A 22,930-nucleotide genomic window follows, 5' to 3' on the forward strand; every position below is an offset into this window, starting at 1 on the left:
AATTCCGTGGAAAAATAAGAAGATATTTGAATAAGAAAGTCTTTTAATAGCCTATTTCGCTGGGATCTTAAGTTAAATATTTCTTTATACCCTATAAACTTCAAGTTGCGGCTCGTAAGACGAAAACTGCTTATTATCTCCCCGCAGCGCGGGGAGATAATGAATGCGTATTGAAGTACAACGACAATATAATTATTTGGTAACTCAATCTATTTTTTGTTTTTTTATCATCTTGATAAAAGTTTCCCGTGCAGTTGGGGAACCCAGGCGTTCTGCTTCATCCAAAAATTTTAATGCCTTATCAATATCACCATTGCTAATTGCCTTCTTAATGGCATCATTAAAATACTGTTCGGTATCGTTCAGTACAGGCTTAATTGTGGTAGTAGCAGGTTGCAACGTAACTGTAGCCGGTGTTATCACAGGTGCAGATAATGTTTGTGTAGAGCCGACAGTGAGCGGTTTTGGTGCTGGTGTAGAAAATATTTGACCAATCAATATATTGCCTGCATTACGTTCTGATTTAACTTGTAGAGCTAAAGTCCCGGTTTCTGTATGGCGGGCGATGGGGTCAGGAATATTGGGGACTACGTTTCCGACTCCTTGAGCATAGGCTTTAGCAGGGTCGGTCATTTGTGTCGAGGTCTTTAAATCAGCAAGCGTAGTATAAACCAGCAGATAAATTCTCTGTTGTCCCAATGCAGGTGTTAGTTTTAATGTGCCTTCCAGTCTATCGACGGACATAATACCCGGCTGTTGATAGCGAAAATAATGGCTTGGGTAAAAAGCAGCAGGGCGTAGTTGTTCATCAAATATTAAAACATTTGGCGAATATACTTGTTTATCCTTAACCAAACTATTTAGTGTGACTTCCAATGAACCTTGATTAGTCGGTAGAGCAAATGTAGCTATTGCCCCACGAATATTTCCATCATTAAGTTGTTGTGATGAACTATCGAGACTAATAGTCTGTGTGGCATAAGTATTAATTGGCTGCCATTGTAATCTTTGTAAGGTTGGCAGGGGTAGAACCGATGCAATATCTTTGATTGTTTCTACGCCAGATTCTGTTCTATGAATTATTGCTGTATCAGATTTTACAGTATCTGATGCAGCATAACTTACAGTAGGAATTAGGTTACAAAGCAAAGCGCCGTAACACAATGAAAGTAATTTTTTTTTCATTACCACCAAGCCTCAAATTGGGCACCAAACGTAAATTCGTCATTTTTACCACGGCTGAATTGATGTGCTGCTGTATCACGGTAAGCTACTCCGTTGGTATAACCCCACTTTTCATTCCATTTGGCATAAGTAGCAAATACACGAATAGCAGGACGTGACCAGATACTGTCGCCGGCTTGCCATTGTTGAGCTAGAGTAATTTTGTACTGATCATTGTTGGCTTTGGTACGTTGAGATTTCACATTGTCATAGCCAACTTCCATCAAGGTACTCATTATGGGTGTCCACTTATACATTGGGCGGACACCAACGGTGTACCATGTGCTGCCGTTGTTATTGTCACGGTCAATATTCTGGTACATGGCAACATACATGAGATCCCATTTATTTGTGAGACTGATGGCGCCATGATTCAGAATGCGCAACATATGTCCGTCATTATTGACACTGGCTCCTTCGGAGCGGCCATTGTTGCTGGAGGTCATCGCATCAGTTGCGTATTGTAAGACAAATTTATTGAAGCCACCTAACATGCTTTGAGTATGTTCGGCAGTCAGCATCACACCGTCTTTGGAGGCTTTTTTATCAAGCTGGTATCCCTTGCGTGCATTAGCACGCCCATAATCAATACCAAATTCCAGTGTACCACCAGTATTGACAGGTAAGTTGGCTAACCGTATATCGAAAACATCATTTGAGGTTGGAGTCGGCTTACGTTCGCTTGCAATCCAACCATACGAACCGCCTTCTTCTGTATTACGGGTGACAGCGAAGGACAGCTTACCAAAACCGAGATCGACATTTTCTAAACCTGCGCCAGGACCGGAAATATCCCAGTAATAGAAATCGATCATATGTACATCGTGTCGCTGGTAGAAACGTTTACCAGCCCACATTGTTGCGCCAGGCAACCATTCAATGATATTGGTTGCTTGCACGTTAGCTTCACGAAATGCAGGGTTAGTGGTTTCCCAATCTTTTTCCTGAGCGACCGAGTAAGCTAAGTTGGTATCAAAGTAGAAACGTTTGTCACCATCTTTCCATAATTCTTGTCCTAACTTAAGTTCTGCGTAGGTCTCGCATTCGTTGCCGAGGCGGTACTTACTTTGGGCACCCGTGGTCGGGGTACATTTCTGTTCACCACCACGGCTTGCCCAGCCAATGCCTGAACGGGCATAGCCGTGGAAATCTACAGCAGCAGCCTGTATGGATAATAAACCAGTGAACATAGCCAATGAGATAGGCAGTATACGCATAATAATTCTCCTGTTATTTTTGGTAGCCGCAGATTTAGACTCCGGGTTCTTTATGTAAACGCTGGCATGCGCTTCCATCTTCACGGAAAAGATGACAGCGGTGGGGAGCTAACCCGATAGTAAAGTTCACTCCTTCTTCCACGAGAACAATATCAGGCTGGCGATAAACCAAATTTTGATGAATGGCAGGTATGCGGATGTGGATCTGAGTTTCATTGCCCAGTTGTTCTACGATCTGCACTGTCCCCTCTAACGTAACATCGGCTACATCATTAGGCAAAAGATGTTCAGGGCGGATACCCAGAGATACATTGTTTCCAACTGTGAGTCCCTTACTTTCGACAGGTAACCAGACAGGCTGACCATTAGGTAAAATTATTTGTACCTGATCGACGGCAATAGCGGAGACTTTTACTGGCAGGAAATTCATTTTCGGCGAACCAATAAAACCTGCAACAAAGCGATTGGCAGGGTAGTGATAGATTTCAAGAGGTTTGCCGACTTGAGCAATATTTCCCCCCTCCAGCACAACAATCTTATCTGCCAGAGTCATCGCTTCGGTTTGATCATGGGTTACATAGATCATCGTACGTTGCAGACGTTTATGCAGGCGCGAAATCTCAATTCTCATCTGCACACGTAAAGCAGCATCCAGATTGGAAAGAGGCTCATCCAACAAAAAAATATTTGGTTCGGCAACGAGTGTTCGGCCAATAGCAACCCGCTGACGCTGCCCACCAGACAGTGCTTTGGGACGACGATCCAGCAGATGGGCTAGCTGGAGGGTTTCTGCGACCTGTTGTACTCGCTTTTGAATATCGTTTTTTTTGGCCCCTGCCAGCTTCATGCCAAATGACATGTTGTCTGCAACGGATAAATGAGGATATAGCGCATAAGACTGAAAAACCATGCCAATGCTGCGTTTGGCTGGTGGGATATCATTCATTCGTTTCCCTGCGATGAGCAAATCACCGGATGTGATGTCTTCTAATCCCGCGATCATCCTGAGTAGCGTCGATTTTCCACACCCAGATGGGCCAACAAATACGACAAATTCTCCCTCCTGAATATCAAGATTGAGATCTCTAGAGATGACTGTTTCACCATATGATTTAGATACATTGCGGAATGTGACGCTGGACATGTGCTCCCTCCCTCGGATTTGCTACCTCAGTTTTCTATTTGTTTCCTATCCACCGTATAAGGCATCCAGTAAAAATTGATAGCAGAATTGTGTACAAAATAACAGACATGAGAATCCTCCATCCCAGAGTTTTTTGTAGGGGGAGGAATCAGGATGACGAGATTAAGGCGATTAGGTATTGGAAGAATAAATTATTAAATAAGATGTGATTTGAGTCGCATAAAATGATGCCATATTAGTATTAACGTTCTGATTTTAATTATTTTTGTAAGCTGGCTCACACTCATTTTGTTTAAGGCGTAGAACAAGGGAGGATGAGTATTTTCCTTGTTGATAGCACACTGGGAACCATTTTCTAGTCATGTAGTGAAGCAACTAGTAATGAAAATGAAACAGTTAGTAATAAAGTAGGTCATCCTGAACTGACAATTGATAAAAAGGACGGAATAATGACAAAAAAAATATTGAGAGTGGGTACCCGCACTCTGATGTTTTCCGTTTTGACGACTTGGATGCTGTCTGCTCCTGCTGTTGCAAAGCTTGAAGAAGGCAAACTGGTGATTTGGATTAATGGCGATAAAGGCTATAACGGACTGGCACAGGTCGGTGAAAAATTTGCAAAAGAAACGGGAATTTCTGTCGTTGTTGAGCATCCCGATAAACTGGAAGAAAAATATACCCAGATTGCAGCGACCGGAGATGGGCCGGATATTATTTTCTGGGCTCATGACCGTTTTGGTGGTTATGCTCAATCAGGTTTGGTCACTGAAATTACACCTGATAATTCTTTTATCAATAAGCTATTCCCTTTTACATGGGATGCGGTTCGTTATGACGGAAAATTGATGGGGTATCCTGTCGCAGTTGAAGCACTCTCCCTTATCTACAATAAAGATTTGATCAAATCCCCTCCAAAAGCATGGGAAGAAATTCCTGCCCTAGATAATGAACTGAAAAAGCAAAATAAAAGTGCAATTATGTTTAATTTGCAGGAGCCTTATTTCACCTGGCCGTTAATTGCAGCTGATGGTGGATATGCATTTAAGGCAGAAAATGGCACCTATAATGTTAAAGATAGTGGTGTTAATAATTCAGGTTCTAAAGCAGGGATGCAGTTTCTGGCTGATTTAATCAAAAATAAACATCTCAATGCTGATATTGATTATTCTATTGCTGAAGCCACCTTCAATAAAGGCAAAACAGCGATGACTATCAATGGGCCGTGGGCATGGGCAAATATAGATAAAAGCAAGATTAATTACGGAGTTACTTTATTGCCAACTTTCAAAGGAAATCCTTCTAAACCCTTTGTTGGCATCTTAACCGCAGGAATAAATGCAGCCAGTCCAAATAAAGAACTGGCGAAAGAGTTTTTGGAAAACTATTTGCTCACAAACGAAGGTTTGGCAATGATGGATAAAGATAAGCCGTTGGGAGCCGTGGCGTTGAAATCTTATCAAGCAATCCTGGAAAAAGATCCTCGTATTGCTGCCACGATGGGAAATGCTCAAAGGGGCGAAATTATGCCGAACATTTCACAAATGAGTAGCTTCTGGTACGCAATGCGTAGCGCGGTTCTTAATGTGGTTAGCGGCCGTCAAAAGGTTGATGCTGCCCTCAATGATGCCGAAGCGAGAATAACAAAATAAACGAATGACAGGCTCCTTTCAAATCAGGAGCCTTAGCGCCTATCTGAATAGGGGCTTAATTACCGGAAAGAAATAGTAACAGGAAGTGCAATATGTCAGCGACATTAGAAAAAACAGTATGGTGGCAGAGTTCTGTCCTGAAATGGTCTGCTATTGGTTTGTGTCTGCTTTGTACTGGTTATCTGGTTGTACTGATGTATGCGAAGGGAGAATATCTGTTCGCCATGCTGACATTGGTATTGCTGGGAAGTGGTATTTATATTTTTTCCAATCGTAAGGCTTATGCTTGGCGTTATACCTATCCAGGAATTGCTGGGATAGGGTTGTTTATACTATTTCCGCTTATCTGCACGATTGCCATTGCCTTTACAAATTACAGCAGCACTAATCAATTAACTTTTGAACGGGCTGAAACTCTGCTAATGAGTCGTCAATATCAGGCAGGACAGCCATTTAATTTCAAACTTTATTCTGTATCTGAACAGTGGGTTTTAGTACTGAACGTCTCTGATAGTTCTCAATGGCTGGTATCTTCTCCTTTTTCATTCTCTGGGACGGAAGAAATTACTTTACCTTTATATGAACAGGAAACAAATTTTGAAGGTGATGCTGCGACACTTCGTACCATTACCCAGCATCGGCAGGTATTAGGCCAACTGGTGGCTGTTCTTCCCGATGGCAGTAAGTTGAGAATGAGTTCCCTGCGTCAGTTTTCAGCTATACACCCCCTTTATTCCCTTAGCGAAGATGGAACGACACTGACGAATAAACAAACGGGCATACAATATCGACCGAATATGGAGACAGGGTTCTATCAATCCATTAACGCTAAGGGAGAATGGGATAAAGAAACATTGAGTCCTGGATTCACAGTTCCTATTGGTTGGAAAAACTTTTTACGGGTGATGCAGGATGAAGGTATTCAAAAACCTTTTTTGTCTATTTTTGTCTGGACGATGCTTTTTTCTTTGCTGACAGTTAGCTTAACGGCTGCGCTAGGCATGATCCTCGCTTGTATTATGCAGTGGGAAGCCCTTAAGGGGCGAGCAATTTACCGTGTACTACTTATTTTGCCTTATGCGGTTCCTTCATTTATCTCAATTTTGATTTTCAAGGGTTTGTTTAATCAGAGTTTTGGTGAAATAAATCTGGTATTGAATGGGTTGTTTGGCCTTAAACCGGACTGGTTTGCAGATCCGATATTGGCTCGAACGATGTTGATTGTCGTAAATACATGGTTGGGCTATCCCTATATGATGATCCTCTGTATGGGGTTGCTAAAGGCGATCCCGCATGATCTCTATGAAGCATCGGCGCTTGATGGAGCAGGGCCATGGCAAAACTTCACCAAAATTACCTTTCCATTATTGATTAAGCCTTTGACGCCGTTGCTGATTGCCAGCTTTGCTTTTAATTTCAATAATTTTGTCCTGATTCAGTTATTAACCAATGGTAGGCCAGATCATATTGGCACAACCACTCCAGCGGGTTATACCGATCTTTTGGTGAGTTATACCTACCGTATTGCGTTTGAAGGTGGTGGCGGGCAGGATTTTGGCCTGGCCGCAGCAATTGCGACACTAATATTCTTGTTAGTGGGTGCATTAGCCATCATCAATTTGAAAACCACTCGCATTAAATTTGACTAAGGAGAGAAAAGTATGGCGATGGTGCAACCCAAATCGCAACGCTGGCGGGTATGGATAACACATCTATTTATGCTGGCTTTTATCGCTTTGATTTTATTTCCTCTGTTGATGGTGATTGCTATTTCTTTGCGTCCGGGAAATTTTGCGACAGGTAGTCTCATCCCAGACGCTATTTCATGGGAACATTGGAAGCTCGCACTTGGCTATAGCGTAGAATCTTCTGATGGGCATATGATACCCCCGCCATTTCCCGTTATGCAGTGGCTGTGGAATTCGGTGAAAGTTGCATTTATTACTGCGACTGGAATTGTTGCATTATCAACTACCTGTGCGTATGCGTTTGCCAGAATGCGTTTTCGCGGTAAGAGTGTTTTACTTAAAAGTATGTTGATTTTTCAGATGTTCCCCGCAGTACTTTCGTTGGTAGCACTATATGCCCTGTTTGATCGGTTGGGAGAATATATTCCTTTTCTCGGACTCAATACCCATGGTGGGGTGATTTTTGCCTATATGGGAGGGATAGCTCTGCATGTATGGACGATCAAAGGTTATTTTGAAACGATAGATCGCTCGCTGGAAGAAGCGGCTATGTTGGATGGGGCATCATCGTGGCAAGTTTTCCGTTTGATATTGCTGCCGCTTTCTGTGCCGATATTGGCTGTCGTGTTTATCTTGTCTTTTATTGGTGTAATTACTGAAGTCCCCGTTGCCTCGTTGTTACTACAGGACGTAGACAATTACACGTTAGCTGTCGGTATGCAGCAATATCTTCACCCTCAAAACTATCTATGGGGCGATTTTGCCGCCGCCGCAGTGCTTTCTGCCATTCCTATTACTATGGTTTTTTTACTTGCCCAACGTTGGTTGGTCGGAGGATTGACTTCGGGAGGCGTGAAGGGTTGATGGTTGGTTAAAGTTAAAAATCCCCAGAAGCATATACCCAATGAATTTCAAGATGCAGCGCGGCGGCAAGAGAATGAATCCCCAGGAGCATAGATAACTATGTGACTGGGGTGAGTAAGCGTCGTCAACAAAGCTACAATCTGAAAGACGAAGAGTATATAAGTGATATTTCTGGTCTTGATTATAGCCATGGTGTTAACTGAAAACTGTTTTTTCCCTTCTACACAATTTAACAAGTTATAAACTTTGCTTTCTGGCTTCTCCTACTGCTTGCAGCAGTTGGTTGATATGCGTATCTGCAAACATTGTTTCCAATGTGGTGGTGAGTTTTCGCCGCCAGTTGGGATATTCCATCGTAGTACCGGGGATATTGACGGGATTTGCCATATCCAGCCAGTCTTCAGGCTGTAATCCTAACAGGGCGCAATTGCTATGGGCAATATAGCGATGTATAGCTTGATTGATAGAGACTGACAGGGGCAACTCAGCTTGCTTCGATAATGTAGTTTGCTGCGATGCATCTTGGGCATTCTCTGTAGACCGTATTTCAGGTTCTGGCAGATAACCGTGGCGGATTAAATTGGCTAATAATTCCTGCTTACAGCGTTTACGATCAGTATGTAACTCAGCGAGAAGTGTTTTATCAGGATATAAACCGATGGACTCACCTAGGCTCAGATCTCTGGCTTGCCAGAAACCACGTAGAGTAGGTAAGTCATGAGTGGTAATGGTTGCCATGGCTTGCTGAGGATATTCTTCTGGAGAACGGTATTCACCTTGTTCGTTGCGTTCAAAATAAAATACTTTATAAGAGTAAACGGCTCGTTCCCGTAATTTATTAACAATTTCTTCCGGTACAATTCCTAAATCTTCGCCAATTACCATGCAATGATTACGTTGACTTTCCAGAGCAAGTATTGCCAGCAGATCATCAACTGGATAATGGACATAAACACCTTTATCTGCTGTTTCGCCTTGTGGTATCCACCAGAGCCTGAGTAGAGACATGACATGATCAATGCGCAATGCACCACAATGGCTCATATTACTGCGTAGCAATTCAATGAAAGGCTGATAGGATTGAGCTTTTAATTCATGGGGATTCATTGGTGGAAGCCCCCAATTTTGTCCCCGTGGCCCTAAAATATCGGGTGGTGCACCTATTGATGCTTTAGTGCAGTAGATGTTTCGGTTACACCATGTTTCTGAACCGCCTTGTGCTACACCCACAGCAAGATCACGATAAATACCGATTGGCATATTATTGTTCTGGCTTGCCGTAAAACACTCGGCAAGCTGTGTATCGGCCAGCCACTGTAACCAAAGGAAAAACGCGACTTCCTGTGGATGTGAATGACAAAATGCTTTAACCGCTTCACTGTCTGGCTCACGGTATTTTTTCGGCCATACAGGCCAGCCCCAGTAAGCATTATTTTCTTCGTATAGTTGATGGTGAAGTGCATCGTAAGTTGCTTGAGAGTAAAGATTTTTACCACCCTTAAGCACAAATTTCTGAAAATCGATTTGTTGAATATCATCGTCGGGCCGACTCTTAAATTGTGGATAAGCCAGACGAAGTGCGTCCATTTTCAGTGCCATCACGGTAGTATAATCGACCCACTCAGCTTGACGGGCTTGCTGGAGTTTGCTTTGTGTTTCCGGCGAGTGCCACCATATTTGGGCTTCGGCATTCTGCCTAAAGTCTTCTACCTGATTCACTGCAATATAAATAATATTGAGCCAGTGGCGGGAAGACGGACTGTAAGGGCTGGCACTTTCGGGCATTGCGGGATATATGGCATGCAGGGGATTTAAGCCAACAAAATCGCCTCCATGTTGCGCTAGTTCTTGCAGCATGTATTTGAGGTCACCAAAATCACCAATTCCCCAGTTATTCTCTGAACGTAGGGTATAAAGCTGAACGCAGGCACCCCAAAGTTTTTCATCTTGTATTAGTGCCTTTGGCTCGTAGCAACGTTCGGGAGCGACAATAAGTTGCACGGATTGTTTTTGGGAAAGAGTTTCTTGTTCCACTTCTGTTATCAGCGTGAGTGTGTGGTATCCCAAAGGAAGCTCGATTGGTAAGGCAAGTTGTCGTTGGCAGCAGCCATGAAATATTTCACCTTGCTCAGTATGTATCTGCCATTGGTAGTTATCCGTGTCGCTCAGAGGCAGAACGGCTATCTGCCCTTGGGTAAGCACCTTAACCTTAGGTAAAGAGGGGACCACAGAAGAAGTATGTAAGTGAAAAACCGGCCTATCGACCGGTGTATCTGCACTCATGGCTTTCAATATGCGGTGCCTGATCTCAGTAGGGATAGCCTGTTGTTCTCCATAGGCATTAGTATATTCGCTGGCAATGCCAGCCTCAGTTGCCAAATCATTGAGGCTTTTATTTTTCATATTCAATCCCTCAATCTTTCAACCCCTATTGGGTCTGCCAGATGCGCTGTTGATAATCCTGAATAGTGCGGTCAGAACTAAATTTCCCCATTCGGGCTGTATTAAGCACGGTACTGTGTGTCCAGGACTGAGTATCTCGGTACAGAGTGTCAATTTGTTGATGAGCCTGGCAGTATGAGGCAAAGTCAGCCAGTACTAAATAAGGATCACCTCCGTCAGTCAGGCTATGCAGCATAAGGTCAAATGCGTGCGTATTTCCATGGCTGAATTCACCCTTGGAAAGGGTATCCAGTATGCCTTTCAGGTGGTGATCCTGCCGCAGAATATCTTGCGGGTCATAGCCATTATTTAGTAAGGCCTTGGCTTCTTCTACCGTCTTTCCGAAGATGAAGATATTGTCATTTCCAACTTGTTCAGCAATTTCGACATTTGCTCCATCCAATGTTCCGACAGTCAGGGCACCGTTTAAGGCCAGTTTCATGTTACCTGTACCAGAGGCTTCTTTGCCTGCCGTAGATATTTGTTCAGACACATCTGCGGCTGGGATCATTAATTCTGCTACAGAAACATTGTAATCGGGGATAAAAGCGATTTTGATGCGATCACGGACGATCGGATCATGATTGATCTTCTCGGCGGCATGATTTATCGCAGAAATAATGTTTTTTGCCAGATAGTAACCAGGGGCAGCTTTAGCGCCAAACAGGAATACACGAGGATGAATATCCAGCTCCGGATTTTCCTGAATCTGTCGGTAAAGTGACAGAATATGGAGAAGGTTTAGGTGTTGGCGTTTGTATTCATGCAGGCGCTTTATCTGCACATCAAAAATAGCATGGGGATCCAGTTTGAGTCCCATGACTTTATTGACATAGTTGGACAGGCGGATTTTATTGTCCTGTTTGATGGTTCGGTAAGCTGAACAGAATGCGCTGTCATCAGCATAAGGTTCAAGTTGTTTGACAATACTAAGGTCATTAACCCATTCGCAATTTAATGTCTGGCTAATCAGTGAAGAAAGCGCTGGATTACACTGTCTTAACCAACGGCGAGGGGTAACTCCATTGGTCACATTGTGGAATTTTGTCGGCCACAATTGATGATATTCGGGGAATAGATCTGTCACGATCAAAGATGAATGTAGTGCTGCGACTCCGTTAATAGCAAAGCAGGCGACAACGCAGAGATTAGCCATTCTGACTTGATTATCATGGATAACTGCCAGTTTTTCCCAGACTTGTTGGTTATTAGGCCAAGTCTGCTCCACGGTTTTTTTAAAATGTCGGTTAATTTCGTGAATGATGCGATGATGGCGTGGCAAAAGTTCGCGGATCAGGGATTCATCCCAACGCTCCAAACCTTCTGGTAGCAAAGTATGGTTGGTATAGGCAAAAGTTCTCCCTGTAATTTCCCATGCGGTTTCCCAGCTTAATTGGTGTTCATCAAGCAAAAGCCGCATCATTTCAGGAATGGCGATTGTGGGATGGGTATCGTTAAGCTGGATGACTTCGTATTGCGGCAGTGTTTCTATTTTACGTCCTGCTTGCTGGTGGCGACGCAGAATATCTGCTACTGCGCAGGCGCATTGAAAATACTGTTGCATCAGACGAAGGCGTTTACCCGTTTGGTGATTATCATTTGGGTAGAGCACCTTGGTTAGGCTGTCTGCTTCAATGCCTTGCTGTTCGGCATGCAGGAACTGCCCATCATTGAAAAGCGAGAGATCAAAGGGATTATCATATGTCGCTTGCCATAGGCGTAGTGGCTGAGTAACACCATTACCATACCCAATTACCGGTAAATCCCAGGCCTCACCGACGAGAGTAAATGCGGGAACCCATTTTTCATATCCATCGGCGGTTTTTGTGATTTCGCCACCAAAACTGACATTAACTTTTAATTGTGTGTTATGACGAAACCACGGATAACTGCTTCTTCCCCAATCATCGGGTGCTTCAATTTGCTGCCCGTGTTCAAAAGACTGGCGGAATAGTCCATATTGATAATTTAGGCCATATCCCGTAGCCGGTTGATTGAGAGTCGCCATTGAATCGAGAAAACAAGCTGCCAGCCGTCCCAATCCGCCATTACCTAATGCGGGATCGGCTTCTTCTTCCAATACCTCACTTAAAATGATGCCATATTTCGCTAAATAAGTTTGTATATCATCGTACCAACCAAGATTCAGTAAGTTATTAGCTGTCAGGCGCCCTATCAAAAACTCCATTGAGATATAGTTCACATGACGCTGATCGTCAGGGGATGGTATGGCGTGCTTTTGCTGAGAAGAAAAAGGGAGTAATTCAGAAAGGGCGGAACTGACAGCCTGCCATTGCTGATGCAGGGTCATTTCCTGAGCTGAATCAAGGCCAAAACGTTGCCATTGGCGTATGAATGCAGACTGAAACGCAGCTTTATCTAATTTGGGATTTTTATCTGCTGCGGATCTTTTATCGAATTCGGATAGTTGCATCGCGTTGTCATCCTGTCACTGAATAAGGGAAATGTGGGGGATTATTTAACGGGATATGCTGAGGGCTAGAGAGAAGTGAAACATCATCCCGTGAAAATATTCGCGGGGAGGAGTGCAAGGGCGTAGCTATTTCTTTCGAATCTTTTCGCAATTCCATTGAGAAATGGAAAGGTTACAATCCCAGAATGTGACAGGGTGCAATTTAACACAATGTAATCAATCAACTTGTTTGCAAAAGATGGGCGTTTCTCTAAATTTGGTTGGGCATTTGATAAATGCTAATGATGCAAGTGATCAAATAGCATCGGTCAAAATTTTCATACTCAATGCATTTCGGGTTTAAGCCAACAAAGCTACAGCTTGAAATACCAAGGGTATATTGATTTCGTTGCTTGTGAAGGGAGGAAATTAATGCTTATCCCATCGAAACTCAGTCGCCCCCTTCGCCTGAGTAATATGGTCATGCGGGAGCGCTTGCTAGACAAGCTCAATTCAGCACAGGATCATCGGCTTGTATTGATAACCAGTCCTGCCGGATATGGTAAAACCACCCTGATGTCACAGTGGGCTGCCAGACAGCATAATTTGGGGTGGTATTCACTGGATGACAGCGATAATCAGCCAGAACGTTTTGCCAGTTATTTGATTGCGGCCATTCAACAGGCAACACAGGGGCACTGTGTGAAAAGTGAGATTCTGGCCCAGAAACATCAATATGCCAACTTATCCGCATTGTTTGCTCAACTGTTTATTGAACTCAGTGAATGGAGGCAATCAGTTTTTCTGGTAATTGACGATTATCATCTGATAGTTAATGGCCTGATCCATGAAGCGATGCGTTTTTTTCTCCGCCACCAGCCAGAAAATTTAACGTTGATGATTTTATCACGCCATCTGCCGTTGTTAGGCGTTGCCAACCTGCGGGTACGAGAACAGTTATTGGAGATTGATAGCCAGCAATTGGCATTTGATTATCAGGAAACCCATCAGTTTTTTGCCAACCGTTTGGCAAATCCGTTGGACGCTGATAATTGCAGGCAACTATGCAACGATGTTGCGGGATGGGCAACGGCTTTGCAGCTTATTGCTCTTTCAGCCCGCCAATCGGGCAATGCGGCTGAAATATCAGCCAAGCGTCTTTCAGGGATTAATACAACTCATCTGGCTGATTACCTTGTCGATGAGGTTTTAAATCGAGTGGATCAGGCGACACGAGATTTTTTGCTGCATAGTTCTATTCTGCGTTCCATGAATGATGGGTTGATTGTTTGTCTGACAGGGGAGGAAAACGGTCAGCAACGTCTTGAAGATATTGAACGGCAGGGGTTGTTTATCCAGCGAATGGATGATTCTGGGGAATGGTTCTGTTTTCATCCACTATTTGCTTCATTTTTGCGGCAGCGTTGCCAATGGGAAATGGCAACGAAATTGCCTGAATTACACAGGGCGGCAGTAAAAGGATGGTTGATGCAGGGGTATCCGGGAGAAGCTATTCATCATGCCCTTGCTGCCGGAGATACTGTGTTGCTACGGGATATTTTGCTGCAACATGCTTGGGGGCTATTCAATCACAGCAAACTTTCCTTGCTGGAGGAGTGCATGAATGCACTGCCATATGAACAGTTATTGGAAAGTCCTCGTTTGGTATTGTTACAAGCATGGTTGGCGCAGAGTCAGCATCGCCATTATGAGGTAAATGCACTATTGAGTCAGGCTGAACAATCGTTGAAGCAGAAACAGATAGCCATTGAGCCGGAGTTGTTGGGGGAATTTGATGCTCTGCGAGCCCAAGTGAACATTAACGATGGGCGACCAGATGACGCAGATGCTTTGGCTGAGAAGGCATTGGCGACCCTGCTGCCCGATAATCAATATGGCCGTATTGTGGCAATGTCGGTGAAAGGGGAAGTCTTACATTGCAATGGGCAACTGAACAGCGCATTGGCCCTGATGAAGCAGACGGAGCAACTTGCCCGACTCTGCCATGTTTATCACTATGCGTTATGGGCTTTGTTACAGCAAAGTGAGATTTTGTTGGCGCAAGGTTATTTGCAGGCTGCCTATGATACCCAGACCCATGCATTTGATTTAATACGTGAACAGCATATGGAACAGCTGCCAATGCATGAATTTCTGCTGAGGATCCGTTCGCAGCTTCTGTGGTGTTGGGCCCGCATTGATGAATCTGAAGAGGCGGCACGCCGGGGGCTGGAAGTGCTGTCCAATTTCCAGCCACAACAGCAATTGCAATGTTTGACCCAATTAGCGAAATGTTCTTTGATCCGTGGGGATATTGATAATGCCCGTCGTTATTTATCCCGTTGTGAGAATCTGCTGAACAATGGGCATTATCATCGTGATTGGCGAACAAATACTGACAAACTGCGTGTCATCATCTGGCAGAGTTTGGAAGATAGCAACGCGGTGACTCAATGGTTGCTACAGGCAGAACGGCCAGAAAGCTTCTGTAACCATTTCAATCAAAATCAATGGCGCAATATTGCCCGGGCACAAATCCTGCTGGGGCAGTATGAAGAAGCCGAATCTATATTGAAGAAGTTGAATGAATATGCGAGAAAATTGTCTCTGGTTAGTGACTTGAACCGTAACCTTCTGCTGTGCAATCTGCTGTACTGGCAGCTTGGACGTAAAGCTGAGGCTCAGGATGCTTTGATGGAAGCATTGAGTTTAGCTAATCGCACAGGGTTCATTAGCCATTTTGTTATTGAAGGAGAATTAATGGCTTTGCAACTTCGCCAGCTCATTCAGCTCAACATATTGCCTGAAATGGAACAGCATCGTGCGCAGCGTATCCTGCGCGAAATCAACCGCCAGCATCGACATAAGTTTGCCCATTTTGATGAGGCGTTTGTTGAACAATTACTCACGCATCCTGATGTGCCGGAACTTATCCGCAATAGTCCGCTAACCCAGCGTGAATGGCAGGTATTGGGTTTGATTTATTCTGGTTATAGCAATGATCAAATAGCCACAGAGTTGGATGTGGCGGCGACCACGATTAAAACCCATATACGAAATTTGTACCAAAAGATGGGGATTACGCACCGGCAGGAAGCTATTCAGCAGGCCCAGAGTTTAATGCAGATGATAGGGTTGGGAGTTTAATTATTTTATCTAATACTATTTCTTAATGTGATTTGTTTATTTTTAATATTATTAATAAATATTAATCAAGGAGTATATGCCGTTAAAATATAAATTAAATTTTAAAAATATTTAATATTTTTTGTGGTCTTTTTGTGATCGTAATCCGATTTAAATGCGCTTAATCTCATCACAGCAGGGTATTTTTTTATTGTTTAAAATAACTAATAGTGGTGAGTCATTATGGAAATTAAGAACCATCTTGAAGATATGCTTTCCCGTTTTATTGGCCAAGGCCCTTACTTGGTTATTGACGGTGAAAAATATATTGATGCAGCATCAGGAACGTTTAATTTGCCGCTTGGATATACAAATCACAGGATTGCAGAAAAGCTCAAACAGCAAATTGATAGATGTACGCATTTGAGTTCGGCTTATACGCATGAAATGTCGCAGTATATTTTGAGTAAACTCGTGAAACATACGCCGGAAGGAATAGATCGTATTTGGTTTAGGGATGTTTCCGGTTCTGGGGCGGTTGAGTGTGCCATCCGTATAGCGCAAAAAGCCACTGGGCGTTCAGGCATTATTTCGTTCTTTCTTGCACATCATGGTCAATCTTTGGCGACAGCGCAGATCTCTGGTAATGCATTCAGAATAAAAGATTTCCATATCAATATTGATGGCTCGATAAAAATTCCGGCACCCGACAGTGTTTTGGCAGAATCACAATCACAGTCGGAAAAAGTGCCGTTTGTCGATTTGGAACAGTTCATTCAATTAGGCTCTAGCGACAATATCGCATGTCTGATTATTGAACCAATTCAGGGGAATGGCGGCAATACTGTTTTCCCTGTCGAGTTCTTCCGTAAGATTAGAGATATCTGTCATCAGCATGGCATCATCATTATTGCAGATGAAGTGCAAACAGGTTTTGGGCGTACAGGAACGTTCTTTGCATCGACGGGTTATGCCAAGGATCTGGAGCCGGATATCATCGTATTTGCTAAAGGTGCAGGTGCTATCGGTATTCCGGCTGGCGGTGTGTTGATGCGTCATTCACTGGATGTATTGGAATCGTTTGAACATTCGAGTACTTCTGGTGCTAATCCTCTTTCTTTGGTTGCCCTCAATGAAATTATCGACATTATTGAAGATGATCACATTTTGGAAAATGTACAACAAAATGAAAGCTATTTGCGCAATGGATTACTGGGGTTACAACATAAATACCCGGAAATCATGAAGGTCAGGGGGGTAGGTTATATGTATGGATTCGATACACCATCTCCCGATTTTGCGGCTCAAGTGATTGCAACTGCCAGTCGGCACCATTTGATCTTGCGCGGTTCCCGTTATGGTAAAGGGAAAGCAATTAAAGTCCGTCCACCACTGGTTTGTACACAGGCACATTTGAATGAAATCCTGCATAAGCTGGATCTGACATTCTCAGAATTAACTGCCTCTGCACCTGTATATAGGGAGATTGCATAATGCTAGCGCTTAAATACCATCAGGCATGGAATGTCCGGATCCAACAAGTTAATCCGTTGTTTTGTGTCGAAGCTGATGACGTTGTTGTTGATATCGCGGTGTGTGGGATCTGTGGCACAGATGTGGGGATTATTACTGATTCTTATCCTGTTGCTGTATCAGGAACCACGCTGGGCCATGAAACCGCTGGCATAGTTGCTCAAGTCGGCAAAGGTGTGACCCGGTTTCAAGTGGGAGATCGTGTTGTAATCAACCCGACTTATTCTTGCGGGCATTGTCGGATGTGCCAAATAGGAAACCCTAATCATTGTGAGAAAAAAATGGGGACGGAAGCCGGAGTTTCCTATGATGGTGCATTTGCGGGCCAATATCTGGCAAAAGAAAATCTGCTAATCAAGCTGGATGAACATGTCAGCATGGAAGACGCGTCGTTGACAGAGCCATTGAGTTGCACACTGACGGGAGTGGATAAACTTGGGATCACCCACACGAATATTCGCGCGGCAGTAGCGGGTGCCGGCCCTATGGGAATGCTGTATATCTGGGCATTGCATGAGCGGGGCGTCAAGGCATTTATGGTTGAGAAAAATGAGAGCCGGAGGCAGTTTGCCAAAAATAATTTGCCGCCGGAATGTCAGTTATATTCCGATTTTGATGAAGCGCTGATTCAGGAGTATGGCGATACGGCAATGTTGCTTGATTTATGCGTCGATACGACAGGGCAATTGACCGAGTATATTTTTGACCATCTGGCTCCCGGTGGAAAGTTACTGAATGTAGCCCTGAAAGATAAACATTCCAGTTTAGATATTATGAAAATTGCCGATAAAAGCCTCTCTGTCATCGGCTCCATTGATTCTTTGAACAACAGCTTTGAACGCGCTTATGCCATGATCCGTGATGGTATCATTCCCGTAGGACGCTTGATTAGCCATGTGTTTGATTTAAAAGATTATCAACAAGCTTTCCTCACAGTTGGCTGTGATATCGCGGCAAAAACTCAAATACCGCTCAGTACCCCAAACTGCAAGGTATTGATACGCATATCCGACTTAAAATAATGAATTTTTTGAAGGCTATTTTTGATGGATAAATGGAATGTCATTTTTGATATCGACGGCGTTATTGTTGATAGTGAACAACTGCACTTTGACGTATTACTTGATGTACTGTCTGATGCATTAGGCGAACAAGCACCAGACCAAATAGCGGATATTCAACCACAGCAATTGATAGGACTCAGTCTGGCGGAAACTTTGGATAAGGTTGGATGTCCATCATCAATGCAACAAGACATTACCCAAAAAATTATTTCGCGCTATAAAGCAAAATTGTCAGGGCATTATCTGCGTCCGGGAATTACTAATCTGATTGCTGCCCTGCAACAAAATGGTACTAATTTTGGATTTGTTTCCACGGCACCGCGTGATGTGTGTTTAACCAATCTTGCTCTGCTGGATCTGCATGAACTGCCAGCCTTGATTTCGGGTGATGATGTAGAAAGAACCAAGCCTTTTCCTGATCCCTATTTGGCTATGCTGAAGCTGAAAGCGATGGATGTTCATCAAACATTAGTGATTGAAGATACTGATTTGGGGATTGCGGCGGCAAAACAGGCTGGTATTCCGTCGATATATGCCTGGCCTCACGCTTTGTCTCTGACAGAGCAATATGAGCAGGCTACCGGCGTTATTGTGAAGTTAGCGGATATTCCCCAGTTTGAAGGTATTGTTTGAAAGTATTGCTTGAAGGTATTAGTCCCAAGTTAATGTGATGCTTTGATGATAAACATTGGATGTCTTTTTTGGTGCCCTTCGATAAATTTAGGGGAGGGCATGATTTTAAAAAAGAATAGCTTTAAAAGAATATAATTTGGAGGAATTAAGTTGTCTGAAGAATATTTAGCCTCTTCGATAAAGCAGCCGATCATGGCAACGCGGCTCTCGTTTTTTATTGCAGGATTCAGCATTGCGAGTTGGGCACCACTGATCCCGCTGGTAAAGGAACGATTGGGGTTGAGTGATGGCTCAATGGGGTTGCTGATATTGATATTTGGTATCGGCTCTTTCATTATGATGCCGATTGCCGGAATGCTGGCGACTCGTTTTGGTTGCCGGAAGGTTTTTACCTTCTTTGCCTTGCTGGCAATTTTGATATTACCGGGGCTTAGTGTGTTCTCTACACCATTGGCACTCGCTTGTACCTTATTTTTATTCGGAGCAGGAATTGGGGCGACCGATGTAGTGATCAATATCCATGCGGTTAATATTGAGAAACAGGTGCATCAGCCGGTTATGTCGGGTTTCCATGCGTTGTTCAGCTTGGGGGGGATTGCCGGTGCAGGTCTTGTCAGCTTATTGCTGTTTATGGGCATTCCTCCATTTCAGGTCACCGTTGCTGTGGCGTTATTCATTATCCTGTTGTTGCTGCCGACGTGGAATGGGTTACTGGATCACGCTGAAACGGAGGAAACGCCATTTTTTGCCTTACCCCGGGGCACTGTTATTCTGATTGGCTCTCTCTGTTTTGTCGTTTATTTAATGGAAGGTTCCATGCTGGATTGGAGCGGGATCTTGCTAAGTAGCGTACATGACATGAGTCTCCATCAGGCTGGTTTTGGCTACACACTCTTCGCCATTACGATGACATGCGGCCGATTGTTGGGCGATAGAATTATTGCGGCTTTTGGATACCGGCGTGTATTTTTGGGCAGCGCAATTTTAGCAACATCCGGTTTTGTTCTTATCTATCTGGCTACTGGCATGCTTCAGCTGGGAATTTCTTTCCTGATGATAGGTGCAGGGTTGTCTAACTTGGCACCGATGTTTTTCACCGCATCCGGGCAGCAAAAAGTAATGCCTGATGCGTTAGCAGTTTCTGCCGTTTCGACAATGGGATACTCGGGGATACTGCTTGGCCCGGCAATTATCGGAGGTTTAGCCCATCAAATAACGTTGCATGGCGCTTTTGGCTGGATTGCTTTGCTGTCTCTTTCATTATTAGCGGGATATGGTTTGATTAATCCCACCAAAAAATAACAGGATAAATATTGATGAATTTGCAGGAATGCCAGTGGTTGAATGAACCTGCTTCATGGTGGCATCAGGAAGATGAACTTCATGTCACGACGGATCATAAAACCGATTTCTGGCGTGATACATGGTATGGTTTTCAGCGTCACAGTGGTCATGTATTTGGTGGCTATATTGATGATTTTGAGCTTGAATATGGTTTTACCGTTCAGTTTTGCATTGAAGGCCAGTTTGAGCAGTTATACGATCAGGCTGGCATTATGTTGCTGGTGGATGAGCAACATTGGCTGAAAGCCGGAATCGAACATTCTGACGGGCAGGCAACCATTGGTAGTGTGCTGACAAATGGAGGCTCAGACTGGGCGATGGGAATTTTTCCGGGTAATCCCGATAAGTTTTGGCTGCGGCTCACTTATGGAGAGGATGCTATCCGGTTACAGTATTCCACTGATGGTGTGACATGGCCGTTACTGAGATTGTCTCCTTTTAAGGTGAGTAATCGGCGCATTTTTGTTGGCGCAATGTGTTGCTCGCCGGAGCGTGAAGGGTTACAGGTGAAATTTTCTGATTTCAGGTTGACGCCATCAATGAAAAAACACCTGCATGATTTGAGTTAGTGTGTTATGACGTACTAATGGTTTTTTATCCAATTATGATCTTATTTTGGCGCATTAAAAGATAAGGTGCTGTGGTTGCAGCACCTCAAAGAACGATTCTTTAAGATAATTACCGACCCAAATAATTATCCCAATCTTTCCAGACGGGTTGTAAACCGGATCTGGCTAAGGTCTCAGCGACCTGAAAAACGGGACGATTGTCGTGGGGAGCGAATTGTTCCAGCTCGTGATGCCCATCGGCATAGCCGCCCGGTTGGGTTTTGGAACCTGCACTGAGGTTATTGATCGCGAGTGGCACAACGTGATCACGGAAGAAAGGTGACTCGCGGGTGGAAAGTGAAAGTTCTACATCTGGTGCCAGCAGGCGAAATGCGCAAATCAATTGCACCAATTCGGCTTCATTCATGATGGAAGCTGGTTCAATGCCGCCTGCACAGGGGCGTAGCCGTGGGAAGGAGATGGAGTAACGACTTTTCCAGAATTGTTTTTGCAGGAAAAGCAGATGCTCCGCTACCATATAGCAATCGGTTTTCCAATTGTGGGATAACCCGATCAAAGCACCCAATCCAATCTTGTCGATACCTGCCCGTCCAAGGCGTTCTGGTGTTTCCAGCCGCCAGTGGAAATCCTGTTTTTTGCCTTTTAAATGGTGCAACTGATAGCTGGGTTGGTGATAAGTTTCTTGATAGACCATCACGCCATCCAGCCCCAGAGTTTTCAGTTCGGCGTACTCTTCTTGTGCCAATGGCTGGACTTCCATTGAGACTGAACTGAAATGGCGATGTATCAAGGGAAGATAGCGGCGAAAATAATCCATGCCAACTTTGTTTTGATGCTCTCCTGTTACCAGCAAGATGTGCTCAAATCCCAGTTTCTTCAGTGCCAGACATTCCGCCTCAATTTCCTGTTCATCCAGCGTCTTGCGTTTAATGTGATTACTCATGGAGAAACCACAATAGGTACAGTCGTTGGCACACAGGTTGGAAAGGTAGAGTGGGATAAAAAATCCCACGGTATTACCAAAACGCTGGCGGGTGAGTTGCTGCGCACGCTGGGCGAGCGGCTCAAGATACGGCAGAGCAGCGGGGGAAAGCAGTGCCATAAAATCATCCAGAGTCAGACGGTCGCTATTTAGTGCGCGTTTAACATTCTGTGATGTTTTACTGTTGATGCTCAGGGTGATGTCATCCCAATCCAATTGTTCCCAGCGCCGGCGAAAAGTGGCGGATTTCATAATGCCCCCAGAAAATCAGTCAGCGGGCTGGAAGCTTCAGCGTGAGATTTCTGGCTTGCTACACCCGCCTGATGTGACAGTTCGCCGGCTTCAATGGCGGTTTTGAACGCCAATGCCATTTTTACCGGATTGCGGGCAACTGCAATCGCGGTATTGACCAGCACCGCATCCGCGCCCATTTCGATGGCGGCCAGCGCATGGCTCGGCGCCCCGATACCTGCATCAACAACGACGGGAACGTTAGCCTGTTCGATGATGATTTGCAGAAAGTCGCGGGTCAGCAAGCCCTTATTTGAGCCGATAGGTGCCCCCAATGGCATGACAGCAGCACAGCCAACCTCTTCCAGCCGACGGCACAGGACGGGATCCGCACCACAATAAGGCAGGACGATAAACCCTTCTTTCACTAATTGTTCAGCCGCTTTCAGCGTTTCAATCGGATCGGGCAGCAGGTATTTGACATCGGGGTGGATCTCCAGTTTTACCCAGTTGGTTCCCAATGCTTCCCGCGCGAGATGAGCGGCGAATATCGCCTCTTCTGCGGTTTTTGCGCCAGAAGTATTGGGGAGCAGCTTAACACCCAACTGTTGCAGCGGCGCGAGAATGCCATCTTCATTGCCATGAAGATCGATTCGTTTCATCGCCATTGTTACTAATTGACTGCCAGAAGCGCGGATCGATTCGATCATTAATTCTGCATTCGAGAATTTGCCGGTTCCGGTAAACAGGCGGGAGTGAAAGTGAGAATCAGCAATCTTTAACATAATTAGACTCCAACAATATTCG

The 22,930-nt window shown here is 44.4% G+C and carries 16 protein-coding genes; 9 read left to right on the forward strand and 7 right to left on the reverse strand.

What is annotated here, in order from left to right; genetic code table 11:
* Window positions 1-204: 204 nt before the first annotated feature.
* The 3 genes from malM to malK are packed head-to-tail and all read right to left on the reverse strand — an operon-like array spanning window position 205 to window position 3,585.
* Window positions 205-1,185 (reverse strand): maltose operon protein MalM, encoded by a 981-nt coding sequence (malM, locus tag AACQ81_RS07145; protein WP_237386777.1) that lies wholly within the window; start codon window positions 1,183-1,185, stop codon window positions 205-207.
* A complete protein-coding gene (locus AACQ81_RS07150; RefSeq protein ID WP_237386778.1) occupies window positions 1,185-2,441 on the reverse strand; it encodes a maltoporin in 1,257 nt (418 codons plus the stop codon). The genes malM and AACQ81_RS07150 overlap by 1 nt, the downstream gene beginning before the upstream one ends.
* 34 nt (window positions 2,442-2,475) lie before the next feature.
* Window positions 2,476-3,585 (reverse strand): maltose/maltodextrin ABC transporter ATP-binding protein MalK, encoded by a 1,110-nt coding sequence (malK, locus tag AACQ81_RS07155; protein WP_237386779.1) that lies wholly within the window; start codon window positions 3,583-3,585, stop codon window positions 2,476-2,478.
* 449 nt (window positions 3,586-4,034) lie between these two features.
* On the opposite strand from malK, the gene malE reads away from it, so the two are divergent.
* From malE to malG, 3 genes are all read left to right on the forward strand, one after another.
* Window positions 4,035-5,234 carry a maltose/maltodextrin ABC transporter substrate-binding protein MalE gene (gene malE / locus AACQ81_RS07160; protein WP_237386780.1) on the forward strand — a complete coding sequence of 400 codons (1,200 nt, stop codon included), beginning with the start codon at window positions 4,035-4,037 and terminating at the stop codon, window positions 5,232-5,234.
* A 92-nt stretch (window positions 5,235-5,326) separates the two neighbouring features.
* Window positions 5,327-6,883, forward strand: coding sequence for a maltose ABC transporter permease MalF (gene malF, locus AACQ81_RS07165; protein WP_237386781.1), 1,557 nt, complete (start codon window positions 5,327-5,329; stop codon window positions 6,881-6,883).
* 12 nt (window positions 6,884-6,895) lie between these two features.
* Window positions 6,896-7,786 carry a maltose ABC transporter permease MalG gene (gene malG, locus AACQ81_RS07170; protein ID WP_237386782.1) on the forward strand — a complete coding sequence of 297 codons (891 nt, stop codon included), beginning with the start codon at window positions 6,896-6,898 and terminating at the stop codon, window positions 7,784-7,786.
* Window positions 7,787-8,023: 237 nt separating this feature from the next.
* Here malG and malQ read toward each other — a convergent pair whose 3' ends face one another.
* Window positions 8,024-10,189: a 4-alpha-glucanotransferase gene (gene malQ / locus AACQ81_RS07175; RefSeq protein ID WP_237386783.1), complete on the reverse strand. Its 2,166-nt coding sequence runs from the start codon at window positions 10,187-10,189 to the stop codon at window positions 8,024-8,026.
* A 25-nt stretch (window positions 10,190-10,214) separates the two neighbouring features.
* On the reverse strand, window positions 10,215-12,662 hold the full coding sequence (gene malP, locus AACQ81_RS07180; RefSeq protein ID WP_237386784.1) for a maltodextrin phosphorylase: 2,448 nt from the start codon (window positions 12,660-12,662) through the stop codon (window positions 10,215-10,217).
* A 411-nt stretch (window positions 12,663-13,073) separates the two neighbouring features.
* Between malP and malT the strand changes: the two genes are divergently transcribed.
* The 6 genes from malT to AACQ81_RS07210 all read left to right on the forward strand — a co-directional run bounded on the left by malT (window position 13,074) and on the right by AACQ81_RS07210 (window position 20,910).
* A complete protein-coding gene (gene malT, locus AACQ81_RS07185) occupies window positions 13,074-15,788 on the forward strand; it encodes an HTH-type transcriptional regulator MalT (RefSeq protein ID WP_237386785.1) in 2,715 nt (904 codons plus the stop codon).
* Window positions 15,789-16,010: 222 nt separating this feature from the next.
* Window positions 16,011-17,261 (forward strand): aspartate aminotransferase family protein, encoded by a 1,251-nt coding sequence (locus AACQ81_RS07190; protein WP_237386786.1) that lies wholly within the window; start codon window positions 16,011-16,013, stop codon window positions 17,259-17,261.
* On the forward strand, window positions 17,261-18,322 hold the full coding sequence (locus tag AACQ81_RS07195) for a zinc-dependent alcohol dehydrogenase (RefSeq protein ID WP_237386787.1): 1,062 nt from the start codon (window positions 17,261-17,263) through the stop codon (window positions 18,320-18,322). The genes AACQ81_RS07190 and AACQ81_RS07195 overlap by 1 nt, the downstream gene beginning before the upstream one ends.
* 24 nt (window positions 18,323-18,346) lie before the next feature.
* Complete coding sequence (locus AACQ81_RS07200; protein WP_237386788.1) at window positions 18,347-18,997, forward strand: HAD family hydrolase; 651 nt, start codon at window positions 18,347-18,349, stop codon at window positions 18,995-18,997.
* Window positions 18,998-19,189: 192 nt separating this feature from the next.
* A complete protein-coding gene (locus AACQ81_RS07205; protein ID WP_443089537.1) occupies window positions 19,190-20,299 on the forward strand; it encodes an MFS transporter in 1,110 nt (369 codons plus the stop codon).
* A gap of 14 nt (window positions 20,300-20,313) precedes the next feature.
* Window positions 20,314-20,910 carry a DUF1349 domain-containing protein gene (locus AACQ81_RS07210; protein WP_237386790.1) on the forward strand — a complete coding sequence of 199 codons (597 nt, stop codon included), beginning with the start codon at window positions 20,314-20,316 and terminating at the stop codon, window positions 20,908-20,910.
* A 109-nt stretch (window positions 20,911-21,019) separates the two neighbouring features.
* Here the strand turns inward: AACQ81_RS07210 and thiH are convergent, their stop codons facing one another.
* Both thiH and AACQ81_RS07220 read right to left on the reverse strand, forming a co-directional pair.
* Window positions 21,020-22,144, reverse strand: a complete 1,125-nt coding sequence (thiH, locus tag AACQ81_RS07215) for a 2-iminoacetate synthase ThiH (RefSeq protein ID WP_237386791.1) — start codon at window positions 22,142-22,144, stop codon at window positions 21,020-21,022.
* Window positions 22,141-22,908, reverse strand: coding sequence for a thiazole synthase (locus tag AACQ81_RS07220; RefSeq protein WP_237386792.1), 768 nt, complete (start codon window positions 22,906-22,908; stop codon window positions 22,141-22,143). The genes thiH and AACQ81_RS07220 overlap by 4 nt, the downstream gene beginning before the upstream one ends.
* Window positions 22,909-22,930 lie beyond the last annotated feature (22 nt).

Source organism: Xenorhabdus sp. Sc-CR9 (assembly GCF_963897815.1).
Lineage (GTDB): Bacteria > Pseudomonadota > Gammaproteobacteria > Enterobacterales > Enterobacteriaceae > Xenorhabdus.

Coding starts and splice junctions, on each gene's coding strand:
- AACQ81_RS07150 (WP_237386778.1), bottom strand. CDS start 2,441: ATGCGTATACTGCCTATCTCATTGGCTATGTTCACTGGTTTATTATCC.
- malK (WP_237386779.1), bottom strand. CDS start 3,585: ATGTCCAGCGTCACATTCCGCAATGTATCTAAATCATATGGTGAAACA.
- AACQ81_RS07210 (WP_237386790.1), top strand. CDS start 20,314: ATGAATTTGCAGGAATGCCAGTGGTTGAATGAACCTGCTTCATGGTGG.
- AACQ81_RS07205 (WP_443089537.1), top strand. CDS start 19,190: ATGGCAACGCGGCTCTCGTTTTTTATTGCAGGATTCAGCATTGCGAGT.
- malM (WP_237386777.1), bottom strand. CDS start 1,185: ATGAAAAAAAAATTACTTTCATTGTGTTACGGCGCTTTGCTTTGTAAC.
- malP (WP_237386784.1), bottom strand. CDS start 12,662: ATGCAACTATCCGAATTCGATAAAAGATCCGCAGCAGATAAAAATCCC.
- AACQ81_RS07190 (WP_237386786.1), top strand. CDS start 16,011: ATGGAAATTAAGAACCATCTTGAAGATATGCTTTCCCGTTTTATTGGC.
- malF (WP_237386781.1), top strand. CDS start 5,327: ATGTCAGCGACATTAGAAAAAACAGTATGGTGGCAGAGTTCTGTCCTG.
- malT (WP_237386785.1), top strand. CDS start 13,074: ATGCTTATCCCATCGAAACTCAGTCGCCCCCTTCGCCTGAGTAATATG.
- AACQ81_RS07220 (WP_237386792.1), bottom strand. CDS start 22,908: ATGTTAAAGATTGCTGATTCTCACTTTCACTCCCGCCTGTTTACCGGA.
- AACQ81_RS07200 (WP_237386788.1), top strand. CDS start 18,347: ATGGATAAATGGAATGTCATTTTTGATATCGACGGCGTTATTGTTGAT.
- malQ (WP_237386783.1), bottom strand. CDS start 10,189: ATGAAAAATAAAAGCCTCAATGATTTGGCAACTGAGGCTGGCATTGCC.
- malE (WP_237386780.1), top strand. CDS start 4,035: ATGACAAAAAAAATATTGAGAGTGGGTACCCGCACTCTGATGTTTTCC.
- thiH (WP_237386791.1), bottom strand. CDS start 22,144: ATGAAATCCGCCACTTTTCGCCGGCGCTGGGAACAATTGGATTGGGAT.
- malG (WP_237386782.1), top strand. CDS start 6,896: ATGGCGATGGTGCAACCCAAATCGCAACGCTGGCGGGTATGGATAACA.
- AACQ81_RS07195 (WP_237386787.1), top strand. CDS start 17,261: ATGCTAGCGCTTAAATACCATCAGGCATGGAATGTCCGGATCCAACAA.